We start from the raw sequence: 25653 nt of genomic DNA on the forward strand, positions 1-25653 counted from the left end.
CTGCTTAACGGGACTGAATAGAGAAAGACCCATGACCCTCGTATTCGAACGTATCGGCCAAGCCCTGGGCGCGCGCGTTACCGGTGTCGACCTGAGCCGCCCGCTGGATGCCGAAAGCTACGCCAGCTTGCGCCAGGGGCTACTTGAACATCAGGTGCTGTTTCTGCGTGATCAATTGCTGACGCCTCGCCAACAGCGCGATGCGGCAGCCATGTTCGGTGGTCTGCATATCCACCCGATCTATCCGAAGATCGAAGAGCAGCCGGAAGTCCTCGTTCTGGATACCGAGCTCAATGACCTGCGCGACAACGCCCTGTGGCACTCGGACGTATCGTTCATCCAGTCGCCGCCGCTGGGCTCGCTGCTCAGTGCGCGGCACGTTCCGCCGCATGGTGGCGACACGCTGTGGGCCAGTTGCTCTGCCGCCTATGAAGGGCTTTCTGCACCGATCCGCAACCTGCTCGACGGCCTGACGGCGGTGCATGACCTGACCCTGTCGTTTCCTTTGGAGCGCTTCGGCACTACGCCCGAGGCACTGGAAAAATGGAATGCCGCTCGGGCAGCGAACCCACCGGTCACTCACCCGGTGATACGCGTACACCCGGAGACGGGCCGCAAGGGGATCTTCGTCAGCGAGTCGTTCACCACCCGGATCGTCGAGCTGGAGCCTGGCGAAAGCGATGCACTGCTGAAGATGCTCTTTGCACAGATTGCCAAACCGGAATTCAGCGTGCGCTGGCAATGGCGCCAGGGCGACCTGGCGTTCTGGGACAACCGCCTGACCCAGCACTACGCCTGCGACGACTACCGCCCGCAGCGGCGCATCATGCACCGTGCGACGATTCTCGGCGATCGGCCTTTCGGGCCTTGAAGCCGCTGCAAGCCATAAGCTCCAAGCGGCAGCTCGAACCGTAGGAGCGGGCCATGCCCGCGATTCGTGCGCATGGCGCACTCCCACAGGTAAGGGTGCAGGGGCGGCCCAGGCTTTGTAAGTCGTACTGTGCCCGAAACCTGAGCGGCAGCTCGAGTCGTGGGAGCGGGCCATGCCCGCGATTCGTGCGCACGGCGCACTCCCACAGGTATCGGTGCAGGGGCGGCCCAGGCTTGTAAGTCATACTGTGTCCGAAACCTGAGCGGCAGCTCGAGTCGTGGGAGCGGGCCATGCCCGCGATTCGTGCGCACGGCGCACTCCCACAGGTATCGGTGCAGGGGCGGCCCAGGCTTGTAAGTCGTACTGTGCCCGAAACCTGAGCGGCACCTCGAACCGTGGGAGCGGGCCATGCCCGCGATTCGTGCGCATGGCGCACTCCCACAGGTAACGGTGCAGGGGCGGCCCAGGTTTATAAATCGTACTGTGTCCGAAACCTGAGCGGCACCTCGAAGCGTGGGAGCGGGCCATGCCCGCGATTCGTGCGCACGGCGCACTCTCACAGGTATCGGTGCAGGGGCGACCCAGGTTTATAAATCGTACTGTGGCCGAAACTGAGCGGCAGCTCGAACCGTAGGAGCGGGCCATGCCCGCGATTCGTGCGCATGGCGCACTCCCACAGGTATCGGTGCAGGGGCGACCCAGGTTTATAAGTCGTACTGTGGCCGAAACTGAGCGGCAGCTCGCGTCGTGGGAGCGGGCCATGCCCGCGATTCGTGCGCATGGCGCACTCCCACAGATAAGGGTGCAGGGGCGACCCTGCTTAGAAGCTGTACTTGGCCGACACCTGATGATACCCACGCTCTGCGTTATGCACTTGGCCGAGCCGAATGGCCGCAGAGCGCCCGGAGATGCGTTCCCCACGCGGAGCGTGGCAACGATCAATCAACCGACCTAGAAGTCCGCTTTTACCGACAGCATGAAGTTGCGCGGTTCGCCGTAGAAGTTGCCGAAACCTTCGGTGCCCACGGTGGCGTAGTAGCGCTTGTCGAAAAGGTTGTTGCCGTTGAGGGCCAGTGACCAGGTGTCATCGACGCGGTAGCCGATGCGGCCGTTCCACACGGTGTAGCCCGCCTGGGAGATGTTGTTGCCGCTGATCGGCGAGGTGCGGTAGTTGTCGCTCTGGGCGTTGAAACCGGCGCCGACCGTGAAGCGCTCCAGAGGGCCGCTGAGGCTGTAATCACCCCAGACGCGCAGCAGGTGCCGCGGCACGTACGAGTTGTACGACACACCGTTCTGGTTGGGGTTGGCATCCTCCAGCACCTTGGTCTGGGTGTAGGTATAACCGGCCAGCAGTTGCAGGCGGTCGATGACTTCACCGCTCAGCTCCGCCTCGAAGCCCTGGGCGCGCACCTTGCCGGAGTTCTGCGAACAGCTGCCGTCGGCGCAGTTCGGATCGGTCTGGGCCGCATCCTCCTGAAGGGTGCGGAACAGGTTGAAGGAGCTGTTCAAACGGCCCTCGAACCACTCGCCCTTGATGCCCAGCTCATAGCTAGTGCCGATCAGTGGTTTCAGGGTACTGCCATCGATGGTCCTGAGGTTGCCCTGGGGCGTGAAGATGTCGGTATAGCTGGCGTAGGCCGTCAGGTTGTCGTTGAGGTCGAGCAGCAGGCCGGCGAAGGGCGTGACCTGTCCGGTTTCGGTGGTCTCGGAATTGCGCGGGGTGCCGACGCCGCGAAAGTAGGCGACGGAGTCGGTTTCGGATTTGTACCAGCTGACGCGGCTGCCGACTACGAATGTCAGCGGCTCGGCCAGTTTCAGGCGCGCGGTGGAGTAGACGCCGTACTGCTTGATGCGGATGTCCAGCGGGCCGCCGCGCGAGGCATTGGCCAGGTAGTAGCTCTCGTCCGGTTGCGTTAGATGATGGTCAGGATCGAGCACGTTCTGACGCTGCGGCAGTGCCGCCACTGCGAAGAAGTCGTCCTTGTGGGAGCGACTGGTGTTGGCGCCAACGATCAGCTCGTGCTGCTGGCCAAAGGCGTCGAACTTGCCATCCACGTAGGCGTCGAGGCCGTAGTCCACCTGGTCGTAGTCATAGATGCTGCCAAGTACCAAGGTGCTGGAACTGCTGGCGCCAACCGGAACCGAGCCGCTAGGAAAGGCGTACTCCATCTCCTGGGTGTTTCGCGACCAGACGCCCGCCACCTTCAGCGCCCAGTTGTCATTGAGCGGGTGCTTCAGATCACCGAACAGCGTGGTGCGTTTGCTGCGCTGGTTGTTCCAGGAAGGATTCTGGCAGGTGGAGCGGCTTAGCTTCAGGTCTTTGCCATCGGCGTAGCGCGGCACGCCGGCCCAGCAGGGTGTCGCATCGAGGTCTTCATAGGCGAGGCCCAGGCCGAACGTGGTATCGGCACTCAGGTCGAAATCCACGGCACCGTAGTAGATCTGATCCCGGCGCTCGGCAACGTCATAGAAGTAATGGCGGCTTTGCTGGGTTGCCACGGCCCGCCCGCGGATGGTGCCGGTTTCATTGAGCGGGCCTCCGGTGTCGACCTGGGCGCGGTAGTTGTCCCAGGTGCCCGCAGCGAGAGACAGTTGGGTATGTGGCGTGTACTGGCCGCGCTTGCGCACGAAATTGACGCCTCCCGCTGTACCGCCAGCGCCTTTCATCATGCCTGCCGCACCGCGAAGTACTTCGACCCGGTCATAAATGGCCATGTCGCTGGCAAAACTGTCGGCCTGTGCGTAGCTGCTGCCAATATCCAGCGGCACGCCGTCGTACTGGTACTGTCCGGTCATGCGGAAGCCGCGGGAGTAGAAGTACTTGCCGCCCATGGGCGAGTCGTACACGGTGATGCCCGGAGTCTTTTCCATGACCTGTTCGATGGTGTTGAGGTTCTGGTCGTCGAGCATCTTGCGGGTTATCACCGTGACCGATTGCGGCGTTTCCCGCAGCGAGTGCTGTCCCTTGCCGATGGTTACCGCACCCGTGGTGTAGGAGCCGCTGCCCTCGGTTGTTTCGCCCAGACCGCTGGCGTTGATGCTGGTTGCGCCCAACTGCAGTGAACCATCGCCTTCCTGCGACGCTTCCAGTGCATAGTCGTCTCCGGCCTTGAGCGGCCGCAAACCGGTACCGGCCAGCAAGCGGGCCAGGCCTGCGTCCACCGAATAGCTGCCGTCGAGCCCGGGACTGCGTTTGCCCGTGGTAAGCCGCGAATCCACCGAAAGCAGAATGTCGGCTTCGCTGGCGAAGCGATTCAGCGCCTGGTCTAGATCCCCCGCGGGGATGGCATAGGCGCGGGTCTGTTCGGTGGCGGCCGATTGCGCCTGTGCGCTGGTCGCGATCAGCAAGGGGCTGGTGGCCAGCAGGCCGGTGAACAGGACTCGGGTGATCGACAGGCTCAGTGTCGAGCGGTGGGATGCAGGCAGGTACGGCATTCTGGATATCCTCTGAGAATGCGTCTTCATTGGGTTCAAGAGGTATCCCGAGCGAGCGTGTGAAACCGACAATGGGTTTTGCAAATTATTTGCTGATTGCTCTGACATGCCCGTCAGTCAGTTTGATCGTTCCCACGCTCTGCGTGGGAGCGCATGTCAGGACGCTCCGCGTCCGTCAGGTTCAGCAGTCGCCAATAGTTCGAGGCGCGGAGCGCCACACGTGGCATTCCCACACGGAGCGTGAGGAACGATCAGCGGTCAGCCTCTCGGCCGCACGGTGACCCAATAGCGGGTGACGCGTTGCACATCCACAGGCAACGATTGCTGCAAGGCGGCGAGTACGCGGTCAGTGTCGGCCAGCGGAAATACGCCGGTCAGCGGCAACTCGGCGATGGCCGGGTCGCAGCGCAGTACGCCGGGGCGGTGACGTGCCAGTTCATTGAGGAACTGGCCCAGCGGCATGCGTTCGGCAATCAGCCGGCCCTCGTTCCAGGCGATGGCATTGCGGTCTGCCTGGCCGATGGCCGTGGTCCGCTCGGCGCTGAACCAGCGTTGCTGGCCAGCCCGCAGGCGTGAGGGCGGGGCATTGCGCGGCCGCAGCTCCAGTTCGCCTTCGTAGAGTTCGACGCGGCTGCCGCCGTCGATCTCATACACCGAGAAGCGCGTGCCGAGGGCCTGGATTTCACCGGCGGCGGTCTCGACGATCAGCGGGCGGCGAGCGGCATCATGGCCACTCTCCAGCAGCAGTTCGCCCTTGAGCAGCCGGATGCGTCGTTCCGTTTCGCTAAAGCGAACATTCACCGCGCTGTCGCTGTTCAGCGCCAGCCGGCTGCCATCGGCGAGGGTGCGCTGCAAGCGTTCGCCGGTGCCGCTGCGCAAGTCTGCCATGGCTTCGCGCCAAGGTAGCTGCGACTGGGCCAGGTATCCGCTGCCGCCCGCCAGCAGCGCCAGGCCGAGCATCTTGAGGGTCTGCCGACGACGTGCGTCAGGCTGCTCGCGCAGCACGGCGTTGGCGGTGTGGGCGGGGACGCCAGCCAGGGTACCCTGCAAGCGCTCCAGGCGTTGCCAAGCGCGCTGGTGTTCGGGGTCGCGGGCCTGCCAGTCTGCGAAACGCTGGCGTTGCTCGGCATCCAGTGCGCCGCCCCAGTGCAGCATCAGCCAGTGGCTGGCCTGTTCGACGATGGCCGGCGGGATGGGTTCATCGCTGGCGCGCTTCATTCTGCGTACAGCACCTGATAGCAGGCCGAGATGGCGCGCAGCATGTACTTCTGCACCGAGCTGACGCTGACCTGCAGGCGTTCCGCGATCTGTGGATAAGTCAGGCCTTCGAACTGCGACAGCAGGAAGGCTTCGCGTACCTTGGTGGGCATGGCGTCGAGCATCGCATCGATCTGCAGCAGGGTTTCGATGACCATGGCGCGGGTCTCCAGTGACGGCGACTCGGGTTCTGCAAGGTGAGCGATGCTCTCGAGGTAGGCCCGCTCGATTCGCTGCCGGCGCCACTGGTCGATGATCAGATTGCGTGCGATCTGGGTCAGGTAGCTGCGGCCTTCGTCGATGCTCGGCAAACGGCCGCTGAGCAGCAGGCGCAGGAAGGTGTCCTGAGCGATATCCGCCGCCTGTTCGCGGTCGCCCAGGCGCTTGCGCAGCCAGCCATGCAGCCAGCCGTGATGATCGCGGTAGAGCGTATCGACGCTTTGCAGCGTTGATGGGGGCGGAGCGCTGGACACCTAAACTCCCTTGGCGTGCGCCAGTGCGGATAAGAATTGATCGCGATTGTAGGAGGGCTTCTCGTCTTTGGGAACAGGGTTGAACATAAATGGCTGACCATGAATTCTACTGCGGCTTGGGCGCGACCATCTTTTTCATTGTGTTTGACAGAAACCAAGCAGGAAGCCGATCGCTCGCGGCATGACAATCGAAAACCTGAACTTAGCTGCGTACTCCGAGGACTGATTGATTAAGGGCACTCAGCCCACTTTCATCTACCAGCCCTGGAGGCGGATATGTCGGATCATCACACCTACAAGAAGGTCGAGCTGGTTGGCTCGTCCTCGACCAGCATCGAAGATGCGATCAGCAATGCACTGGCCGAAGCCAGCAAGAGCATTCGTCACCTGGAGTGGTTCGAAATCACTGAAACCCGTGGTCACATCGCCGATGGCGCGGTGGCCCATTATCAGGTCACCCTGAAGGTCGGCTTCCGCGTCGCCAACAGCTGACCACGGGCATCCGTAGCTGCGTTTACTTGTCATGACGGTAAATTTGCGGCTTTATTGAAGCGGGCCACTTTTGGGCGCCCGGACTAGTTCATTGGTAACGAGGGAGCGTTTGTGATGAGAAAAGTGTTGTTTGCAGCAGGTTTGATGGCCCTTGCCGGTTCGGCTTTCGCGGCCAAGGATTGCGAAGAGCTGAAGGGCGAGATCGATGCGAAGATCCAGGCCAACGGTGTAGCGTCCTACACGCTGGAAGTCGTCGACAAAGGCAGCGTGACTGACCGTCAAGTGGTCGGCAGCTGCGGTGGCGGCACCAAGGATATCGTCTACCAGCGCAACTGATGGCGATGGTCGAAAGCCGGCTCGCAGCCTCTGCGACGCCGGCTTTTTACTGCCTGCAATTTGCCATGAGGTGGTCTCCGCCCAGCTGTAGGCGTAGGATAAGACCTACTGTTTTACTCGGATAAAGCCCTGGCTTTATCCACAGCCAAGGTTTTTTCTCATGACTGCACTCGCGAAACTTCCCTTCTCCGTTCTCGACCTGGCGCCGATCCGCGATACCGGCAGCCCAGAGCAGGCGCTGCACAACTCTCTGGGGCTGGCCAGGCACGTCGAATCGCTGGATTTCAAGCGTTTCTGGGTCGCTGAACACCACAACATGGACGGTATCGCCAGCTCCGCGACTGCTGTACTGCTCGGCTATCTGGCTGCCGGAACCTCGCGTATCCGCCTGGGCTCCGGTGGGGTGATGCTGCCCAACCACGCGCCGCTGGTGATCGCCGAACAGTTCGGTACTCTGGCGACCCTGTATCCGGGGCGCATCGAACTGGGCCTTGGGCGTGCGCCGGGCGCCGACCAGTTCACCGCTCAGGCCCTGCGCCGCGAGCGCTCCGGAAGTGCCGACGATTTTCCTCAGGACGTTGCCGAGCTGCAGCGTTACCTGGGCCCACGTACGCCGGATCAACGCGTCCTCGCCGTACCGGGTACCGGCACCAACGTACCGATCTGGCTGCTCGGCTCCAGCCTGTTCAGTGCGCAGCTGGCCGGTGAGCGCGGTTTGCCTTACGCCTTCGCCTCGCACTTCGCGCCCCGTTACGTGCACGAGGCCATTCGCGTTTACCGCAATGCCTTCAAACCATCCGAAACCCTCGATAAACCCTACGTGATGCTCGGCGTGCCGTTGATGGCGGCCGATACCGACGAACAGGCTCAGCACCTGGCCACGTCCGCCTATCAGCGCATTCTCTCGTTGATTCGCGGGCAGAGCCTGGTGCAGCGGCCGCCGGTGGAATCGATGGAGGGTCTGTGGCTGCCCCACGAGCGCGATGCGGTCGGCAGCTTCCTGGGCATGGCGGTAATTGGCGGCCCGCAGAAGATCCGTGCGCGGCTGGAGGTGTTGCTGGAGCAGACCCAGGCCGACGAGCTGATCTTCACCTGCGACCACTACGACTTCGCCGATCGTCTGCACGCCTTCGATATTCTCGCCGGGCTGCGCTGATCGCTTGATCGATCGCGGGGGCAAAAAACTCGAACTTGCCAGGCTGCCGCCTCTCTGAACTCTGTACCCCTCATCAACAGGAGCATAGAGATGAAGAAGACAGCATCGGCCCATTGGCAGGGCGGCATCAAAGACGGCAAGGGCACCATTTCCACCCAGAGCGGTGTGCTTTCCGAGCAGCCCTACGGTTTCAATACCCGTTTCGAAGACAAGCCCGGCACCAACCCGGAAGAGCTGATCGGCGCTGCACATGCCGGCTGCTTCTCCATGGCGCTGTCCAAGGAGCTGGGTGAAGCGGGCATGACTGCCGAGAGCATCGATACCAAGGCCGAAGTGACCCTCGACAAGCAGGATGGCGGCTTCGCCATCACCGCCGTGCACCTGTCGCTGAAGGCCAAGGTGCCGGGTGCCGACCGTGCGGCATTCGAGAAAGCGGTCGAAACCGCCAAGACCGGCTGCCCGGTCTCCAAGGTGCTCAACGCGGAAATCACCCTGGAAGTGGTGCTGGAGGCCTGATCGGCTTCCACGCTCCTCTGCACTTCAGCCGCGACGCCCGTCGCGGCTGAAGCCGCTTGCGATCAGAAACTCCCGCAACGCAGATTCTTGCCGCGTGCCAGCACGTTGCGCTCGGCATCATAGAGAATCGCCTGGCCACGCATGACTATCGAGCGCGCTTCGACACGGTAGCGCTGACCGGCTTTGAAGTCGTCATAGCGAATGCGGATATCGCAGGTCAGTTGCTGGGGCTCAGACATCATGTTCGTGCCGCCCCCACCACTGACTTCGAAGCGAAAGCGCATCTCCAGCTCGTGAGCGCCCGGCGTGACCTGAAAATAGCGTCCGTCATCGACGCGTTGGCGATCCAGGCGCTCGGCCATCAGCAGGTCGATACCTTCACCCTCCAGATCGACCCAGGCCATGTTCGGATCGGCGGCAGGCAACGGCGAGGCGCAGGCACCCAGCAACAGCAGGCTGGCGAGCAAGAGAGGCTGGCGCATGGTGGTGTCTCCGATGGGGCGCGGACTGAGTATGCTGCAGTATCGCGCAAAAGCCGCCGCGACTTCGCGGTAGGATGAAGCGCTTACCTTCACATGACGACGGCCATGCTCGAGCACTGCACCTCCTTCCTTGTCGACCTGCCGCGCCGTATGGCGGTTCCCCTGTTCGCGCTGCTGCTCACGGGCTGCAGTACGGTCGACTACTACGGCCAGCTGGCCCGTGGGCAACTGCAGTTGCTGCATGCACGGCAACCGGTGCAGGCGCTGATCGACGATCCCTCGACCGAGCCGCAACTGCGCCAGCGCCTGGCCTTGTCCCAGGAGGCGCGCAGCTTCGCCAGCGGGCACCTGGGGCTGCCGGACAATCGCAGCTATCGCCTGTATGCCGACCTGCAGCGACCGTTCGTGGTGTGGAACCTGTTCGCCACCCCAGAGTTTTCCCTGCAGCCGCAACTGCACTGTTTTCCGATCGCGGGCTGCGTGGCCTACCGCGGCTTTTATGAGCAAAGCCGTGCTCGCGGTGCGGCTGCGCTGCTCGATGGGCAGGGATTGGACACCTACCTGGGCGGGGTGGAGGCCTACTCGACCCTGGGCTGGTTCGACGATCCGATCCTCAACACCATGTTGCGCTGGAGCGATGAGCGTCTGGTCGCGGTGATCTTCCACGAGCTGGCGCACCAGCAGTACTACCTGGCTGGCGACACCGCCTTCAATGAGTCCTACGCCACCTTCGTCGAGCAGGAAGGCTTGCGCCAATGGCGTGCCGCAAGGGGCCTGCCGGCGCTGAAGGCGTTGCCGATCCGGCCGCGCGAGCAGTTCAGCGAGCTGGTACTGGCCAGCCGCGCGCGCCTGGAAACCCTCTACGCCAGCGACCTCGATAGCGAGGCGATGCGTGCCGGCAAGCAGGCCGAGTTCGACCGTCTGCGCGGCGAGTATCGGCAGTTGCGGGCCACGCAATGGAAGGGGGTCGGCTATTACGATGGCTGGATCAACGGGCCGCTGAACAATGCCAAGCTGCTGCCCTTCGGGCTCTACGACCGCTGGGTGACGGCCTTCGACAGACTGTTCCGCGAGGCGCAGGGCGACTGGCCAACTTTCTATCGTCGGGTGGCCGAACTGGGTGCTTTGCCCGATGCGCAACGGCTTATACAACTGCAAGCGCTGGACGCTGTCCGAGACTAGGGTCTGTTGACGTTTCAGCGCAGCCTGCTTCGTCACGAGGCATGGCTGCGCTCGCCGGAGGGTTCGCGGCATTCCCGTGCCCTCTACGCCACGGATAGACACCCCCTAATCGATTACACGCAGAGGAAGGTCGTGATGAAAGGATGGACGGCAGTGATGCTGGTGCTTGGCCTGGTGGGCAGCAATGCCTGGGCCGCGCCCAAGTCGTGCGAGGAGCTCAGGCAGGAGATCGAAGTGAAGATCCAGGCTGCGGGCGTGGCCAGCTACACGCTGGAGATCGTCTCGAACGAGGAAGTCGAGGACGACAGCATGGTGATCGGCACGTGCGACAACGGTACTCGCAAGGTGATCTACCAGCGCAATGACCTGAGCGGTTCGAGAATGATGTAGCGCTCAGTCGGCGAAGGCCTGGTGCAACTGCGCCAGCGTCTGGAAGTGATGGGCAGGCCGTTCGCCGCTCAACTCTTCCAGGCTGCCGAAGCCGTAACCGACCGCCACGGCGTTCAAGCCGTTGCTGTGGGCACCGATCAGGTCATGCTTGCGGTCGCCAATCATCAGCGTATCGGCTGGGTCGAGGCCTTCCTGCTCGAGCAGGTAGGCGATCAGTTCCACCTTGTGGGTGCGCGTGCCATCCAGCTCGCTGCCATAGATGGTCTTGAAGTAGCGGGCGAAATCGAAGTGGCGGGCGATCTCCGTGGCGAACACCGTGGGTTTGCTGGTGGCGATGTACAGCGTGCGCCCCTGCTCGCGCAGCAGCTGCAGTAGCTCGATGACACCCTCGAACAGCTCGTTCTCGTAGAGCCCGACTTCGCGAAAGCGCACCCGGTAATGGTTCACCGCCTCCCTGGCGCGGGCCTCGCTGAGGCTGTAGGTGTGCATGAAACATTGCAGCAGCGGTGGGCCGATGAAGTGTTCCAGCGCGACCAGATCGGGCTCATGGATGTCCAGTTTCGACAGCGCATATTGTACCGAGCGGGTGATGCCTTCACGCGGGTCGGTGAGGGTGCCGTCGAGGTCGAAGAGAACGGTGCGCTGCTGCATGGTATGGATATCCGCTGGCCTGAATCGGCGCGGATTGTCCCGCACCGCAAGCCGCTCAAGCAACTCAGGCCGACGTCGGCCGATAGACCCAGCGCAGGCTCAGGCGCGTCAGTGGCCAGAGCAGCGCCAGCAGCACAAGCCCGAACAGCAGCACCAGCGCCACGGCCACGAACTCCGAGCCGGCATACAGAGCCACCAGCAGCACGACGCACAGCACGGTCGCCACGACCAACCAGATCCCCATGCACAGCAGCACGCTTGCCAGCAGACGACCGACGGCCAGGCGCGGCAACTGTGGCGGTAGCGCGCCGCGGGCGGCGAGCAGGGCGATCAGCCCGTACAAGAGTCCGGAAGCACTGCTGACCGCCTGCAGCCACTCCATGCCGTAGGGGTTGATGACGCCGATCGGCAGCAGCGTGAGCAGTTTCATGTAGATCACGCAGAACAGCAGGCCGAAGGCCAGCGCAGTCTCGCCGCGGCTGACCAGGCCGAGCCCGCTTTCGACCTGGCCCGTACGGCGCATCAGGTGCAGGCTCAGCCAGAGTGGCAACAACGTCGCCAGTACGAAGGAAACCAGGTTCAACGGTTGCAGCAGCAGAGTGGGGGATACCCCGTGGTCGCCTTCGTAGATCCATGCAATCCACGGAGTCACCAGCAGCCTGAAGCACAGGCCGACCAGGACGAATGCCGCGAAGTAGAAGCCAGCGAAGAGCGCGATGAGACGACCCGGGCGAGTGACGTTGACCAGGTCGTGGCGCTGCAGGTAATAGCGGGTCAGCAGCAGCGCACTGCAGCCGTCGATTGCCAGCGCGCCGAGCCAGTAGGTCGCCAGCTGCCACAGATCGTCCAGATAGGCTTGCAGGTATTCGGGCTCCAGAGTCAGCCACATGATGACCCAGGAAATCACCTGGCCCGCTGCACAGCAGAGCATCGCCGTGATCAATAGGCGTATGGGCAGCCCGGATGGCTGTCGAGCCTCGCTCGCGGGGCTGGGGTCGACCTGAGCGATGGCGTAAGGGTTGCTGTGCATGGGCGATTCCTTTCCGGGCAGGTCTTTCAATGCGGGCAGGATATACCGGCGCAGCGTGCGTTGCTGTGATGGTTCTACCGTTCGCCAGACAAGAGCGGCCGTGAGGTAGTCGCACGGGGCGTGGGCTGCATTTTCCCGATGCGAAACCTGTTACTGCAGCTGGGCTTCAGTTCTGAAACATTTTGTTTCATTTGTTCCCCTTGGGGGCGCCGGGTTTTCCCGGGCTCATCCGTCTTGGGTGGTAAGAGCCGGATATTTCTCGCTCTCCACGAGTTGCACGGCGCCTGCACGGGCGCATTGCGTCTTCACCTTGCACCTCACCGTGGCGCGTCGCGCTGCCTTCGTTCGCCTGAGTGCGAGCGCAGGTTCGGTCGACGGCGGGGATGGTTATTGGATGCTCAGGCAGAGGTCGGGCCCGTCATGACGTTTTTCCCTTTTTCCATTCGCCGGCGTTGGCTGCTCGGCGCGGTCGCGCTCGTGCCGGTCATCGCTGTGGCCTGGTTCAACGGCGAGCCGACGCCTGCCTATGAAACCGCTGTGGTTGGCCGAGGCGACGTGGAAGCCACGGTGGTCGCCATCGGCACCCTGCAGCCGCGCCACTCGGTGGATGTCGGCGCCCAGGTGTCCGGGCAGATCATGCGTTTGCATGTGGAACCGGGTGATCAGGTGGAAAAGGGCCAGTTGCTCGCCGAGATCGATGCCAGCCTGCACGAGGCCACGGTCGAAGCCGACCGCGCGGCTCTGCAGGGATTGCGCGCGCAGCTGGAGGAACAGCAGGCGCAGTTGCTGCTGGCTCGTCAGCAGCACGAGCGGCAAACCCAGCTGGCCAGGCTCGACGCCACCCGCGAAGAGGATGTGCAGGCCGCCGCTGCAGGCTACAAATCGGCCAGGGCGCGCCTCGACAACCTGCGTGCGAAGATCGCCGAAAGCCAGGCACTGCTCAAGCGCAACGAGGCGCAACTGAGCTACACACGCATCTACGCGCCCATTGCCGGCTCGGTGCTGGGCGTCGATGTGAAGGCGGGGCAGACCCTCAACGCCACCTACCAGACGCCGACGGTGATGCGCATCGCCGACCTGCGCAGCATGACCGGCTGGACACGTGTCTCCGAGGCCGATATCCGTCGGGTCAAGGCAGGCCTGCCGCTGTACTTCACCACCCTCGGCGGTGACGAGCGGCGCTGGCACAGCACGGTGCGCCAGGTACTGCCCGCGCCCCCGGTCACCCCTACCGGGCAGGGCGAGGCGAGCAGTGCCGCCGCCGAACCGGAAAAGGTGGTGCAGTACACCGTGCTGTTCGAGATCGATAACAACGACGGCGAGCTGATGCCACAGATGACCGCGCAGGTGGTATTCGTCACGGCCTCGGCCAAGGGGGTGCTCACCGCTCCGCTGGACGCCTTGCAGGGCAAGCCGGGTCATTATCAGGTGCGCATTCTTGCCAAGGGCCAGGCCGAGCTGCGCACGGTGAAGGTCGGCGCACGGGATCGCCAGGTGGCGGAAATCCTCGAGGGTCTGCAGGAGGGCGAGCGCCTGGTCACGGGCGATGCCCCGGCCGAGTCGGGTATGTCGAGGTTCCAGTGGTAGTTCCACTGATCGAGCTGCGAGGTATCAGACGCACCTACGGCGGGGAGAACGGTGCGCCAGCCGTCGATGTGCTGCGTGGTATCAGCCTGTCGATCCAGGCGGGTGAGTTCGTCGCCATCGTCGGCACGTCCGGCTCCGGCAAGTCGACGCTGATGAACATGCTCGGCTGCCTGGACCGCCCCAGTGCCGGTAGTTACCGCTTCGCCGGTGAGGATGTGGCGGCGTTCGATGGCGATCAGCTGGCCTGGCTGCGGCGCGAGGCGTTCGGTTTCGTGTTCCAGGGCTATCACCTGATCGCCACCGAGTCCGCGCGGGAGAACGTCGAGGTGCCGGCCATCTACGCCGGCATGCCGGCCGAGCAGCGCCGCGAGCGGGCGTCTGCGTTATTGCGCAGGCTGGGGCTGGACGAGCGCCTGGAGCATCGACCGGGGCAGTTGTCCGGTGGCCAGCAGCAACGCGTATCGATTGCCCGGGCACTGATGAATGGTGGACGCATCATCCTCGCCGACGAACCCACTGGCGCGCTGGACAGCCGCAGCGGCGAGGAGGTGATGGCGCTGCTGCACGAGCTGGCAGACGCCGGGCACACCATCATCCTGATCACCCACGACCGCGACGTCGCTGCTCAGGCGCGGCGGGTGATCGAGATCCGTGATGGCGCAATCATCAGCGATAGCGGTGCCACCCTACCGAGCAACGCGCTGCCGGCACCGGACATGCGTCAGGCCGGGCGTGACAGCGGCGCCTCCTTCTTCAGCGAACTGGGGGAGATGATGCGCGGTGCCTGGCGCGTGCTGCTGATCCACCGGTTCCGTACCGCGCTGACCCTGCTGGGCATCGTCATTGGCGTGGCCTCGGTGATCGTCATGCTCGCCGTCGGTGAAGGGGCCCGGCAGAAAGTGGTCGCCGAAATGGGCGTGATGGGCGCCAACATGATGTACGTGTCCAGTGACGTGCCACGTACCGGCGGCCCCATCGGAGTGCTCACCGAGGGTGATTTCGAGGCCATTGGCAAACTGCGCGAGGTCGCCCGGGTAATGCCGGTGCTGCGTGATCCGGCTCTGATCCGTCACAGCCAGCAGGCGCTGCAGACCGAAGTGCTCGGCGTTGGCGAGAACCTGCCGCACATTCACCGCTGGCCGGTGGCGCGCGGGCGCTTCTTCAGCGCCGCGGAGAACCGCGAGATCGCCCCCGTGGCCGTGCTCGGGCACGAGGTCTACACCAGCGTGTTTGCGGATGGCAGCGATCCGCTCGGCACGATCATCCTGATCAACAGCTCACCCTTCGAGGTCATCGGGGTGATGAGCGAGAAGGGCAGCGAAGCGGGTGGCAACTACCCCGACGAGCAGGTGCTGGTGCCGCACAGCACCGGTGTGGTGCGGGTGTTCCCCAAACTGCGTGACGAGAGCTACGCGGCCATCGAAGTGAAGCGCAGCGACCTGGTTGCCCAGGCTCAGGCCGCGCTCGAAGCACTGATGCTGCAGCGCCATGGTCGTCAGGATTTTCGCATCTACAACTCGGCCGCCAAGTTGCAGGCCGAGGCCAAGACGCGGCAGAGCATGACTCTGATGCTCGGCCTGATCGCCGCGGTGTCGCTGCTGGTCGGCGGTATCGGCGTGATGAACGTGATGCTCATGACGGTACGCGAGCGCACCCGCGAGATCGGCATTCGCATGGCCACCGGCGCCCGGCAGCGCGACATCCTGCGCCAGTTTCTCACCGAATCGGTGCTGGTGACGCTGGTCGGTGGCAGCGTCGGTGTGGTCACCGGGTTGCTGTTCGGTGCGCTGCTGATCGCCTGGAACGTGCCGCTGGTGTTCTCGCTGTCGGCCATGCTGCTGGCATTCGCCTGCTCGGTAGGCACCGGCCTGGTGTTCGGCTACCTGCCGGCGAAGACCGCGGCGCAGCTCGACCCGGTCGTCGCGTTGGCCGTGCAATGACAGGATTATCGATGACGCCTTATCTGATCTCCGGCCTGCTGGCCGCGCTGCTGCTGGGCGGTTGCACCCAGACAGCCGATGCGCCGGCAGACCTGCCCGCAGCCCCCGAACATTGGCGCAACGCCGCTGCCGGAAGTACGCCGGCGCCCAGTAACCAATGGTGGCGAGCTTTCGCCAGCAGCGAGCTCGACGACTTGATGGTGCGGGCCCTGCGCGACAACCAGAATCTGGCCGCCGCCATGGCGCGTCTGCGCCAGGCCGCTGCAAGCGCGCGGCGTGCAGGTGCCGAACTGTCGCCGCGCCTCGACGGCAATCTTGCCGCCGACCGCCAGGCGCGGCTCGGCGGCAATGCGCATGTCGATGGCAATGCCTACAGCGGCAATCTTGCCGCCAGTTATGAAGTCGATCTGTGGGGACGCCTGCGCGCCAGCCGCGACCGTGCCGCTTTTGCGCGCGATGCCAGCCAGTTCGACCGCGATGCCCTGCAGGTCTCCCTGAGCGCCGCAGTGGCCTCGGCCTGGCTGGACACGGTTGGCCTGCAGGAGCGCCAGCGTATCGCTCGCCTCAACCTGGAGAACGCCGAGCGCGTGCTGGGTACCGTCGAGGCGCGGCAGAGCGCCGGTGCGGCGACGTCGCTGGAGCTGGCTCAGCAGCGTGGCGTGGTGGCGCTGCAGCGGCGCGAGCTGGCAGCCGTCACCCAGCAACGTGAAGACGGCCTGGCAACCTTGGCCGTCCTGCTTGGCGGGCGAGTGGATCAGCTTCCGGCCAGCCAGGCACGCCTGTTCGAACTGCCCGCGCCCGATATCGGCGCCGGCATTCCCAGCGAACTGCTGCTGGCCCGTCCGGATCTGGCTCGTGCCGAAGCCAACCTGGCGGCTGCCGATGCCAATCTGCAGGCCGCGCGTGCCGCACTCCTGCCGCGCCTCAGCCTGAGGGCCACGCTTGGTGGCAGTGCCGACAGCGCATCGAGGCTGTTCGCCAATCCGCTGTACTCCCTCGGCGCAGCACTGAGCGCACCGATCTTCGACGCGGGCAGCCTGCGCGCCGACCGTGATCTGGCCATGGCGCAACGTGAGGAGCTGCTGGCCGCCTATCGCGGTGCGCTGATCAACGCCTTCGCCGAGGTCGAGGTGGCCCTCAATGGCCTGAGCGGCAGCGCTGCGCAGCAGCAGGCTCAGGATGAAGTGCTGCGGCAGGCCGAGCGTGCCTTCCGCCTCGCCGAGTCCCGCTACCGTGCAGGCGCTGAAACCCTGCTTACACTGCTCGATACGCAACGCAGCCTCTACAGCGCGCAAGACGAAGCGGCGCGACTGCGCATGCTGCAGCTGCAGGCGAGCGTCAATCTGGCACGGGCGCTGGGCGGCGGCTGGCGTGAGGAAACAGCCGAATCGTCAGGGGCTGCGCCAAGTCACGATGGTGGGCAATGAGGGCCGTTTCGATCTGGTGATCGCCACCTTGGGTAAGCGTAAAGGCAAGACACTGCCGAAGGATTTCGCCCAGTTGCTGGAGCAGGCCTCGTTCGCCGAGCTGGTCGCCGTGTTCGATGATTGCGAGCGCGAAGCTTCTGGTGGCTGCAGCAAGAGCACGGCTACGCCCGGTCCATCATTCGTAAATCTTGCCGCAATACAGAAAGACGGCAAAACGCTGCCACGGGTTCGCTCCAGCCAAGTCCTGGCGCTCACCGAACTCGCTATCTTCGGCCCATGCCAGTGCGCTCTCTAGAAAGTCTGCAAGACTGCTGTTGGCCCAGTCACTTTCTCGGCCTGCTTGCTCCAGTTCAATGGCGGCGCGTCGGTCTGCCAGCAGAGCCCTGACAAACACCAGAAAACTGGCCTGGTCATGGACCGCTTGTAAATGGGCGTACAGATTCATAGACGGCATGGACCCTCGTTTCCCAAGCGGTATTGGCCGATGAACGCTCGAGTCTCTTCGCCGTAGCGATTCCTGAGCCACGCATCGATGGCATGCTGAATGTCGGGGCATGCCCGGTTGGCCTCTTCGACGATGCTGGCACCCGTTGCCGGACAGGTCAGGCCGAATTCGACGTGCAGCCAGGCGCGCAGATTTTCTGCCGAGCCTGGATCATCGGGTGGCTGGTTCAGGTCGGCGAAGCCCAGCTCGTCGTAGCCGATGCCGAACAGGAGCAGAAAGTCCTCGAAGTTCTTCGCCAGCACCCGGTTGTTACTCGCTTCCGAATCCAGATGAACCACCGGTGCCTGCCGCGCGTCGGTGTCGCCGAGCAGCCAGAAGGCGATCAGTGAACCGTCCGGGCCGGCGCCGAAGCAGGCGAACTGGGCCGCCATGGCGGCGTCGCCATCGAACCAGGCGAGCAGGCCACCGTAGTCGTCGGGCCTGAGGCGCATGCAGCCGCTGATGGGGTAATCGGTTTCATCCAGATAGTCGCAGAGCCGGCGCAGCGCATCGGGGAGCACGACGCCTGCGGGAACGCTGGCCTGGATACGCTGGAAGCGAGTCACGTCATGAAGTCCGTTTTGGTTTGTGACCATTTTCGGTCGTTGCAACCCTAGAGCTTCGGCTGCTGTGGAACAAGATCCTGCAGCTCCGCCCGTGGGTAGGTGCGGAATTCGTCAGCCCATTTGTCCGGAGATGGAATTATCTCGAACGCAGGTAGTTCATCGTAGACGAAATCGAATTTGAAGTTGCCGTCAGGGGTAAGTGTGAACGTAGCGGTGTACCAGGCATGCCCGTTTTCATGGAGGGCTGCCATTTTGGTACGTAGCTCGCGAAACGCATCGCTTACTTCATCTTCCGCAACGAACGACACTGTTTTTACGCCATTGAGCAGATAGTGCCCGGTCTCCGAAAAAAAACGGGTAATGGCCTGGAACGAATAGGTAGCATTTGTCCAACCGTCCTCTGGCAGCACTTCGTACACACCTTGTGCGATGGTTTGCTGCAGCTGTTGAATTTCGGGTGTCATTTCATTGACCTGTAGGGTTTATGATCGTGTGCTTGGACGTAGTGCCGCCGATGGTCTCGGTAATTCTGAATTCACTGGCCCGCAAACTTCCGTCGGTATATATGGGCTTGATTTTAACATGCACATCTTTGCCTGCCGCCAGATCGCTGGCCCAGCGCTTCTCCATCTGCCCCCACTCACCTGCGTGATAGTTGTTGATGTCCTTGTGCATGGGGGGCAGGTTGCCGATGCCTTTGAGTACGCCGCCGCTATCCAGCGGGTCGTCAACGCTGGCCCCGGCGATACGCTTGGTGCTGCTCCAGGCGCCGGAACCGAAGTCCTTGGTCTTCTCCCACAGCGAGCGCTCGTCGGGGCGAGCAGCTACTCCAGCGGTTTGTTCTAGGCCGGGTTACCACGGGCATCGAGGAACATGCCGACATAGGCCGTGATGGCGAAGATGGAGAGAACAGTCAGGAGGCTGGAGCGTGGTTTGTTCATGGCGGCGATTCTAGAACAGCCCCGTACTGTGATTAACGTTGCGACATAGGTGCGGTGAGCCGAATCAAACGCATGACGACATGTCGGGAGCTCTTACATGCTAATGAGAGTGCGTATTGCTGAACAGCTTTCAAGTGATCATCGTTGTAGCTCGTCCTGTCTTAGTGCCGGTATATGACGAAATCAATCCATTCCGCAGTGGTAATCACCGGGCTACTTAACCAAGATGACACTGCCTGTTTCTAGTCTAAGCAGACTTTATATCTATTGTTTTTTCTCGATACAAATTATCAAGATTAGGAGTAAGTAATGACAAGTGTTCGTATGAAACTCTCAAAATTTGATGCCACTTTCCGAGTGCTGCGATTCGTCGGGTCGATCTCGACCACATTCCATGTATCTATGTCGTAACCCACGTTGTAGCCCTGAAGGTCATCGCCTATGAGCAGAACGTTTTCGACGCCATCGCTATCCCCATAGATTTCTTCAGGTTCAACTGGCCCGCTGTAGAGCTCGAATGCGGCATCACCAATCTCTCCTGCTCCAACAGCCAGCAGGAAGTCAATGTAGTCATTGGGAATGGCTGGGTAAATGGCACGGATAGCGGCCTCATCATTTGGCGAAATTGGAATCATCCTGTCGATTAAGGAACCTTTGCCCTTCGCATTTTGATAATCCAGGTACATGCTCATGATCTGCTCTCACTTTTCGAATAGGTCTCGGGCCGGGCTGCCCGATCTATGTATTCCGCCCTGATGTTGATCTGGAAATCTGGCTGGATGCATATTCCACCATTTATTGGGTCCGCCGTAGCTGGATTCAATCAAGTGATGTGCATCGTAGGGTTGTCCGACACGTCGAATAACGGAACCGTTTTTCGAGAGTACATTCTCGCTATACCTTGGCCATTTCTGATTTGTATTTTTTTCCCACTCTGAAATCAAATCGTTTTTCACTCGATTGAAGTCAGTCCGGTGCGCCGCTGCGGCCTCCGCATCTAAGCGCTGGTACTTATTGGCTCGTAGGTCTTGCTCAAGCAATTTTCTTTGGTTTTCAGGGATCTTCCGACCGGTGCGAGCTTCGACATCTTTGATGTAGGCTCTGATTTTTTTCGCAAGCTCCGTCCAGGCTGTGCTTCGAGGCGCAATATGCACACCTTGTTGGGCTTTTTTTCCTGCGGCTCCCGCATCGACCGCTGAATCCAGCGCATGTACCCCACGCACCGCCTTGCCGGCTCTACTCGCCCCCTTCACCACCACGCTGCCGGGTATGAACATCGACAGTACAGAGCCGCCTTTTTGGGCATCGCTGGTCAGCTCGAACAGATCACCTGTGGTACCTGCGCTCATTAGCTGGCTTGCCTGACGGGCGAGCTCATTGGCCTTGGCCAGATCGCCGGCCTGATGGGCGGCAACGGCTGCCTTTTCCATGGCGTTGGCGCGTACGGCTACGGGGGGGATACCAGCCACCGCTGTGTACTTGCTGGCCATCACGCCCAGGTTCCACAGGTCGGTGGGCAGGTTGCCGATGCCCTTAAGCACGCCGACGCCAGTATCCAGCGGGTCGTCTGCACTCGCTCCTGCGATTCGCTTGGTGCTGCTCCAGGCGCCGGAACCGAAGTCTTTGGTCTTCTCCCATAGCGAGCGTTCGTCGGCTTCTGCGTCGAGCAGCGCCTGCAGTTCCGGGTTGGTCTCCTCGGCGGTTTTTTCGGCCTGGGTATCTGCGCCGCGCTGGGTGGTGACGACCTTGCCCAGCGCACCACCGACACCTGCGCCATTGCAGTTGACCAGGCAGGTGCTGTCCTGGCGCACCAGCGGGATACCGTTGACCTTGACGTCGTTCTGGCCGCTGTGGTGCTTGACGTAACCGCCGCCGAGCGAAGTACCGGCGACCCCGTGGGAACCGGCATCGCCCTAGACGCCCTTGTGCAGGTAGCCGACGTTTGACGTCGAGCGAAGACTAGGTCTGATTGCCGATGGTGGCGAAGCAGACCTGTGCCTGATTAGGAGCCTGACCGATACGAATCACTGATTCACATCCCATATCGGTGCAGGCGATTGCGGGTGAAGCGATGCTATAGAAATCAGGTGTTGTGAACTAAGTCAGCCGGATAGTGCGCATGCGTTCTGAAAGACGAATCGTCTATTCCAAATAGCTTCACTACCAGTGCGGCTTCAAAGCACCAATAACCAACGTAGCCGGTGTCTTCACCCTTATGGTTGTCGTACCACGCGGCAAGGTTCTTGTTGCCTTTGTACCAGCCGTCGAGGAATTTCTTGACCAGATTGGATTGCTCTTGCGAAGGCGCATCCAGTGCTTGCAGCAACAGCGCATATTGCTTGGGGAACACCAATTCGTTGGATACGGCACGCTGATGAGCGCCGAGTTTCACGGCGATACGATCCAGTAGCGCGTCCTGGCCTGCGTTGTTGATCAGCGCGATTACGCGCTCAAGGTGTGCTTCGTCCATACCGAGACAGACGGCCAGAGAGAGCCACCAGAAGAAATCCAGGTAGTTGTCGAAACTCAGTCGCTCATATTGGATGCGTTTTTTTTGCTCGTCCTTAGGCAGGGCGTCGCACAGCGCTTTGAGTTGCTCACGCTCAGCGAGCAGTCTGACTACATGGCCGCTAAAATCGGCAACCCGGTCGCCACGCGAATAGCTCATGACGATGACTTCAAGCGCCTTATTGCAGAGATCCGCAGCGGCGGTCACCTTGCCGTAGGGCAGCGGTATGCCTCCAGAGTCGAGACGGTTCTGCTTCTGTTGCATTCTCTCCAGGTCATACGAAATCCATTTGTCGAAGAACTCTTTGCTCTTTAGCGTATCGCGCGGCATTGATCTGCCCCTCTGTCTCAAAATCCCGGAACCTTTTCGGCGTTACCCCTGACCACATTGCCAGAACTGTCGATAAGTCTTGGCCTATCGAGGCGCTTCATGACCCAGGCATCATCCATCTGATTGGTGCCATCGGCCAATCTCTTGCTGAGCTGCGATGAGTTGTACTTCGCCTCAGTGATGAGGTATTCGGGGGGCGGGTTTGAGTTCTTGTAGACGCTATTTAGTCTACTGATAGTAGTTGTATATGCCCGAGTCTTTTTCGGTTTTCAAGTGAATAGCTGGGTCTTAAAGTCGGCGAAGGAGGGTGCAACTGGCTCCGTATGCGGAGCGAAATCATCGGATTGGTTGTGATCCCAAAGTACTACCTCAGGGCATTCAGCGTTTTTCCGAAAATCTAAGCAGAGAAAGTCACCAGAAAAAAGCGCTGCGAAAGGAATGAGCTTGCAGCCGATCTCGTCAGGATCATCGCCGAGTCGGGAGTCCAACGCTGTCATCACTACCGATATGTCGTACTCACCTATATCCTCTGAGTTAGGGTCTAGCATAACGGGTAGAAAGCGTTCAATCAGTCTGTCCGTACCCTCATGCATAAATAGATTTTTTTCGGGGATTCCACCATTGCCGTATTGGAGGAACTCAATAAAATCCTGAGGCAGTTTTACTCTGCAGTAACGCTCGAGTGAAGTGGTCGCTTCAATAGGGGGCGCTGAAATCTGGCCTACTATTTTTAATTCCATAACAAACTCCTGGTTCATCTCTTGCCTGCCGCCCACATGCCTGTAGACCGACCGCCAGAGTGAGTAATGATGTTATGCGGCCCAAACGGAACAAGTTCCATTCTACCCGGCAGCTCTGAGTGGTGCCATGTGAACCCGCTAGGGCGACCTCCGGGTATCTGGCTATCCAGCCATTTGAACTGCGCTTTGTCGCCCGTTTTCCACAAATGCTCAGGGAGGTGTTCGACCCGGCTGACCAATCCTGCTTTCTCGAAATCTGGAAACTTGGTGCCAGGTTTGAAAGGCACATCTGGTATCAAACCCTCCGCTATTGCTTGCCGCTTTATCGCTTCCTTTTGTCCTCGGGTGAGGTTCTCACCACCAGGGAAATCTTTTTCCCATGACCAGCGTTTGTTTGAGTTCACTAGCTTTGCGTATTGTTGAGCGTTTGACAATTTGGCTACATGCACACCGGTCACGGCTGCATCCGCGGCTTTTTCTGCTTCCTTGGCGGACTCCGGCAGGCGCCGCCCCAAACCACCCGCATCCGATGCTACGTCGGCCCCCCTTGTTGCATCCGCTGCAGTATCCAGTACACGTGCTGCCTTGCCCGCTCTACTCGCCCCCTTCACCACCACGCTGCCGGGTATGAACATCGACAGTACAGAGCCACCGGTCTGTGCATCGCTGGTCAGCTCGAACAAATCCCCGGCGTAGCCCGCGTTCATCATCTTGCTGGCCTGGCTGGCCAGTTCGTTGGCCTTGGTCAGGTCGCCGGCCTGGTGGGCGGCAAGGGCGGCTTTTTCCATAGCATGTGCGCGCAGTGCGATAGGGGGGATGCCCGCCGCCGAGCTGTATTTGCTGGCCATAACGCCGAGGTTCCAGAGATCGGTAGGCAGGTTACCAATGCCCTTGAGTACACCAACGCCGGTATCCAGCGGGTCATCAACGCTCGCCCCGGCGATACGTTTGGTGCTGCTCCAGGCGCCGGAACCGAAGTCTTTGGTTTTCTCCCACAGCGAGCGCTCGTCGGCTTCTGCTTTGAGCAGTGCTTGCAGTTCCGGATTGGCCTCCTCAGCGGTTTTTTCGGCCTGGGTATCTGCGCCGCGCTGTGTAGTGACGACCTTGCCCAGCGCACCGCCGATACCTGCGCCATTGCAATTGACCAGGCAGGTGCTGTCCTGGCGCACCAGCGGGATACCGTTGACCTTGACGTCGTTCTGGCCGCTGAGAAACTTGACGTAGCCGCCGCCGAGCGAAGTACCGGCGACCACGTGGGAACCGGCATCGCCCTGAACACCCTTGTGCAGGTCGCCGACGCGATACACCGGCACGCCCTGGGCTTTCACGTCCGGTGAGGACTGGGTCTGGTTGCCGATGGTGGCGAAGCTGTCGAAGGGCACCACGGCATTGCCGACCTTGCAGAAGTCCGGTACCGAGCAGACGGCTTTCCATTCATGGCTGTCGTTGGCGGCGTGGCGGGCGTTGCCCCACAGGTCATCGCCTTCCTCGGCCGCTCGCGACTGCGCCAGTTCCCCTTCCTTGTAGGTACCATCCTCGAAACGCTGCTTGACGCGTTGCGCGGTCTCGTCGAAGGCCTGGCGGTTACCGTCCCACTCGTGGCTGTCCCGGGCGAACAACGCGTCCGCGTTGTCTATTACCTGGTTCGCTTGAGCCAGGCTGTCGATGCCATAGTCCGACCGGAACAGGTCGGTGGAGTTGACGACTATCGGATCCAGGACGGTAAAGTCGCTCATGTCCGGTCATCTCGTCCTGATGAGACGTCCAGCGTGCCGATCGCCAGCCGCCGCCAGGGCTCGCCGCGCTCGAAGGTGCCGCGCCAGATCAGCGAGACGTGCCGGGCATCCAGGTCGATGGCCACGGTGTCGAGCACCAGCGGCCCTTGTCGGGTACGGCCGTGGAACGGGGTCAGCGACACCAGCGCCAGGATTCCGGGCAGACGGAAATGCGTCAGGCCCTCAGGCAGCATGCCGAGCAGGGAGATGAATTCGTCGCCGGTCAGGTAGCCGGGCTGGATCAGCCCCGGCGGCGCAGCCTGGTAGAAGCGTTCGTCGAAGTCGTCGGGCAGCAGGGGATAGCGATCGCGCTGCCAGTGCTCGTCGTAGGTGCCGGCGTATTGCAGGCGTGCCTGGCTCCAGCGGGCGAGGGGGGCGAAGCCTTGTGGCGGCAGCGTGTCATGGGGGCTGGTGATGGGCGCATCGACATCCTCGATCTGTGGCGCCGGCAGCTCGCTTACGCCCTCCAGCCATTGGCGTATCTGCGCCTGTGCCTCGGGCGACACGGTCCTCAGGTCAGCCTCGCCGGGAAGCCAGCCGCAGCCTGCCGGATTATCCGGGTTGTACACCCGCTCCACCTGGTTCTCTTCGCCAGCCATCACGCTGTAGCACCCGCCGAAGGCATAGCGGTAGTCGAGGGGCACCTGGTTGACGGGTTCAGCGCTGCTCAGACGCCACTCCTGCCCGTGGCGTTCGAAGCGCCGCGGGCCGTGCAGTTGCAGCAGCTTGCGCCGGGTGCCGACGCGAATACCGGCGAGCCAGCCCGGTTGGGCGACGCCGCCCTCGCTACACGCGGTACCCGTGACGTAGACATCACTGGCCGGTTTGAGCAGCGTCAGGTCGCCTTCGCGGCGCAGCACGCTTTGCAGAGGGTTGGCTTCGGGATGACCATCGTACTCATCGGCATAGACGATGGGTGCCTGCACATCGGCCCGCGGCAGTGGAAGATAGCTACCGGTCAGCGCGAAGGTGCCGCGCAGCACCAGTACGTCGTAAACGACGCCGCCAGGGCCGGTCTTCTCGAACCAGGCATGGGGGAAGCCACTGCGATTATCGATCTGCACGCTGTTTCCGTTCGCTATG

General features: G+C 62.0%; 26 protein-coding genes. 10 read left to right on the forward strand and 16 right to left on the reverse strand.

Annotated features, from left to right (window positions below):
• Positions 1-31 precede the first annotated feature (31 nt).
• Complete coding sequence (gene tauD / locus FHR27_RS22390) at positions 32-871, forward strand: taurine dioxygenase (RefSeq protein ID WP_179539598.1); 840 nt, start codon at positions 32-34, stop codon at positions 869-871.
• A 951-nt stretch (positions 872-1822) separates the two neighbouring features.
• Here tauD and FHR27_RS22395 read toward each other — a convergent pair.
• The 3 genes from FHR27_RS22395 to FHR27_RS22405 all read right to left on the reverse strand — a co-directional run bounded on the left by FHR27_RS22395 (position 1823) and on the right by FHR27_RS22405 (position 6036).
• A complete protein-coding gene (locus FHR27_RS22395) occupies positions 1823-4306 on the reverse strand; it encodes a TonB-dependent siderophore receptor (protein ID WP_179539599.1) in 2484 nt (827 codons plus the stop codon).
• Positions 4307-4564: 258 nt separating this feature from the next.
• A complete protein-coding gene (locus FHR27_RS22400) occupies positions 4565-5524 on the reverse strand; it encodes a FecR domain-containing protein (RefSeq protein ID WP_179539600.1) in 960 nt (319 codons plus the stop codon).
• Complete coding sequence (locus FHR27_RS22405; RefSeq protein ID WP_042553647.1) at positions 5521-6036, reverse strand: sigma-70 family RNA polymerase sigma factor; 516 nt, start codon at positions 6034-6036, stop codon at positions 5521-5523. Before FHR27_RS22405 ends, FHR27_RS22400 begins: the two co-directional genes overlap by 4 nt.
• Positions 6037-6312: 276 nt before the next feature.
• Between FHR27_RS22405 and FHR27_RS22410 the strand changes: the two genes are divergently transcribed.
• The 4 genes from FHR27_RS22410 (at position 6313) to FHR27_RS22425 (ending at position 8536) form a co-directional block, all read left to right on the forward strand.
• Positions 6313-6528 carry a dodecin gene (locus tag FHR27_RS22410; protein WP_042553536.1) on the forward strand — a complete coding sequence of 72 codons (216 nt, stop codon included), beginning with the start codon at positions 6313-6315 and terminating at the stop codon, positions 6526-6528.
• 114 nt (positions 6529-6642) lie between these two features.
• Positions 6643-6864: a DUF1161 domain-containing protein gene (locus tag FHR27_RS22415; RefSeq protein ID WP_042553535.1), complete on the forward strand. Its 222-nt coding sequence runs from the start codon at positions 6643-6645 to the stop codon at positions 6862-6864.
• 160 nt (positions 6865-7024) lie between these two features.
• A complete protein-coding gene (locus FHR27_RS22420; protein ID WP_042553534.1) occupies positions 7025-8020 on the forward strand; it encodes an LLM class flavin-dependent oxidoreductase in 996 nt (331 codons plus the stop codon).
• Between the two features lie 90 nt (positions 8021-8110).
• On the forward strand, positions 8111-8536 hold the full coding sequence (locus FHR27_RS22425) for an OsmC family protein (protein ID WP_042553533.1): 426 nt from the start codon (positions 8111-8113) through the stop codon (positions 8534-8536).
• Between the two features lie 62 nt (positions 8537-8598).
• Here the strand turns inward: FHR27_RS22425 and FHR27_RS22430 are convergent, their stop codons facing one another.
• The gene (locus FHR27_RS22430) at positions 8599-9018 is read right to left on the reverse strand and encodes a PA0061/PA0062 family lipoprotein (protein WP_042553532.1); all 420 of its coding nucleotides are present in this window, start codon (positions 9016-9018) and stop codon (positions 8599-8601) included.
• A 105-nt stretch (positions 9019-9123) separates the two neighbouring features.
• Between FHR27_RS22430 and FHR27_RS22435 the strand changes: the two genes are divergently transcribed.
• Together FHR27_RS22435 and FHR27_RS22440 are read left to right on the forward strand one after the other, a co-directional pair.
• Positions 9124-10200: an aminopeptidase gene (locus FHR27_RS22435; RefSeq protein WP_042553531.1), complete on the forward strand. Its 1077-nt coding sequence runs from the start codon at positions 9124-9126 to the stop codon at positions 10198-10200.
• A 135-nt stretch (positions 10201-10335) separates the two neighbouring features.
• Positions 10336-10590: a DUF1161 domain-containing protein gene (locus FHR27_RS22440; protein ID WP_042553530.1), complete on the forward strand. Its 255-nt coding sequence runs from the start codon at positions 10336-10338 to the stop codon at positions 10588-10590.
• 3 nt (positions 10591-10593) lie between these two features.
• Here FHR27_RS22440 and FHR27_RS22445 read toward each other — a convergent pair whose 3' ends face one another.
• Complete coding sequence (locus FHR27_RS22445) at positions 10594-11241, reverse strand: HAD family hydrolase (protein ID WP_179539601.1); 648 nt, start codon at positions 11239-11241, stop codon at positions 10594-10596.
• A 64-nt stretch (positions 11242-11305) separates the two neighbouring features.
• The gene (locus FHR27_RS22450) at positions 11306-12271 is read right to left on the reverse strand and encodes a hypothetical protein (RefSeq protein WP_179539602.1); all 966 of its coding nucleotides are present in this window, start codon (positions 12269-12271) and stop codon (positions 11306-11308) included.
• Positions 12272-12691: 420 nt separating this feature from the next.
• Between FHR27_RS22450 and FHR27_RS22455 the strand changes: the two genes are divergently transcribed.
• From FHR27_RS22455 to FHR27_RS22465, 3 genes are read left to right on the forward strand one after another with little or no spacing between them, the layout of a single operon-like run.
• Positions 12692-13858, forward strand: a complete 1167-nt coding sequence (locus FHR27_RS22455; RefSeq protein ID WP_042553527.1) for an efflux RND transporter periplasmic adaptor subunit — start codon at positions 12692-12694, stop codon at positions 13856-13858.
• Positions 13852-15798 carry a MacB family efflux pump subunit gene (locus FHR27_RS22460; protein ID WP_179539603.1) on the forward strand — a complete coding sequence of 649 codons (1947 nt, stop codon included), beginning with the start codon at positions 13852-13854 and terminating at the stop codon, positions 15796-15798. Before FHR27_RS22455 ends, FHR27_RS22460 begins: the two co-directional genes overlap by 7 nt.
• An 11-nt stretch (positions 15799-15809) precedes the next feature.
• On the forward strand, positions 15810-17225 hold the full coding sequence (locus tag FHR27_RS22465; RefSeq protein WP_179539604.1) for an efflux transporter outer membrane subunit: 1416 nt from the start codon (positions 15810-15812) through the stop codon (positions 17223-17225).
• A 175-nt stretch (positions 17226-17400) separates the two neighbouring features.
• Here the strand turns inward: FHR27_RS22465 and FHR27_RS22470 are convergent, their stop codons facing one another.
• The 10 genes from FHR27_RS22470 to FHR27_RS22515 form a co-directional block, all read right to left on the reverse strand.
• Positions 17401-17679 (reverse strand): DUF7660 family protein, encoded by a 279-nt coding sequence (locus tag FHR27_RS22470; RefSeq protein WP_257026970.1) that lies wholly within the window; start codon positions 17677-17679, stop codon positions 17401-17403.
• Positions 17667-18275, reverse strand: a complete 609-nt coding sequence (locus FHR27_RS22475) for a hypothetical protein (RefSeq protein ID WP_179539605.1) — start codon at positions 18273-18275, stop codon at positions 17667-17669. Before FHR27_RS22475 ends, FHR27_RS22470 begins: the two co-directional genes overlap by 13 nt.
• A 47-nt stretch (positions 18276-18322) precedes the next feature.
• Positions 18323-18739: an immunity protein YezG family protein gene (locus FHR27_RS22480; protein ID WP_179539606.1), complete on the reverse strand. Its 417-nt coding sequence runs from the start codon at positions 18737-18739 to the stop codon at positions 18323-18325.
• Between the two features lies 1 nt (position 18740).
• On the reverse strand, positions 18741-19076 hold the full coding sequence (locus tag FHR27_RS22485; protein ID WP_306456127.1) for a DNA/RNA non-specific endonuclease: 336 nt from the start codon (positions 19074-19076) through the stop codon (positions 18741-18743).
• Between the two features lie 436 nt (positions 19077-19512).
• Complete coding sequence (locus FHR27_RS22490; protein WP_179539608.1) at positions 19513-19908, reverse strand: SMI1/KNR4 family protein; 396 nt, start codon at positions 19906-19908, stop codon at positions 19513-19515.
• Positions 19909-19917: 9 nt separating this feature from the next.
• Positions 19918-21027 (reverse strand): hypothetical protein, encoded by a 1110-nt coding sequence (locus FHR27_RS22495; RefSeq protein WP_179539609.1) that lies wholly within the window; start codon positions 21025-21027, stop codon positions 19918-19920.
• Between the two features lie 272 nt (positions 21028-21299).
• Positions 21300-22055, reverse strand: a complete 756-nt coding sequence (locus FHR27_RS22500; RefSeq protein WP_179539610.1) for a PoNi-like cognate immunity protein — start codon at positions 22053-22055, stop codon at positions 21300-21302.
• A 269-nt stretch (positions 22056-22324) separates the two neighbouring features.
• Entirely contained in the window at positions 22325-22795 is a 471-nt protein-coding gene (locus FHR27_RS22505; RefSeq protein ID WP_179539611.1) for an SMI1/KNR4 family protein, read from the reverse strand.
• A gap of 14 nt (positions 22796-22809) precedes the next feature.
• Positions 22810-24531: an HNH endonuclease gene (locus FHR27_RS22510; RefSeq protein ID WP_179539612.1), complete on the reverse strand. Its 1722-nt coding sequence runs from the start codon at positions 24529-24531 to the stop codon at positions 22810-22812.
• Positions 24528-25634 carry a DUF2169 family type VI secretion system accessory protein gene (locus FHR27_RS22515; protein WP_179539613.1) on the reverse strand — a complete coding sequence of 369 codons (1107 nt, stop codon included), beginning with the start codon at positions 25632-25634 and terminating at the stop codon, positions 24528-24530. Before FHR27_RS22515 ends, FHR27_RS22510 begins: the two co-directional genes overlap by 4 nt.
• Positions 25635-25653 lie beyond the last annotated feature (19 nt).

Origin of the sequence: Pseudomonas flavescens, from assembly GCF_013408425.1 — a bacterium.
GTDB lineage: Bacteria > Pseudomonadota > Gammaproteobacteria > Pseudomonadales > Pseudomonadaceae > Aquipseudomonas > Aquipseudomonas fulva_A.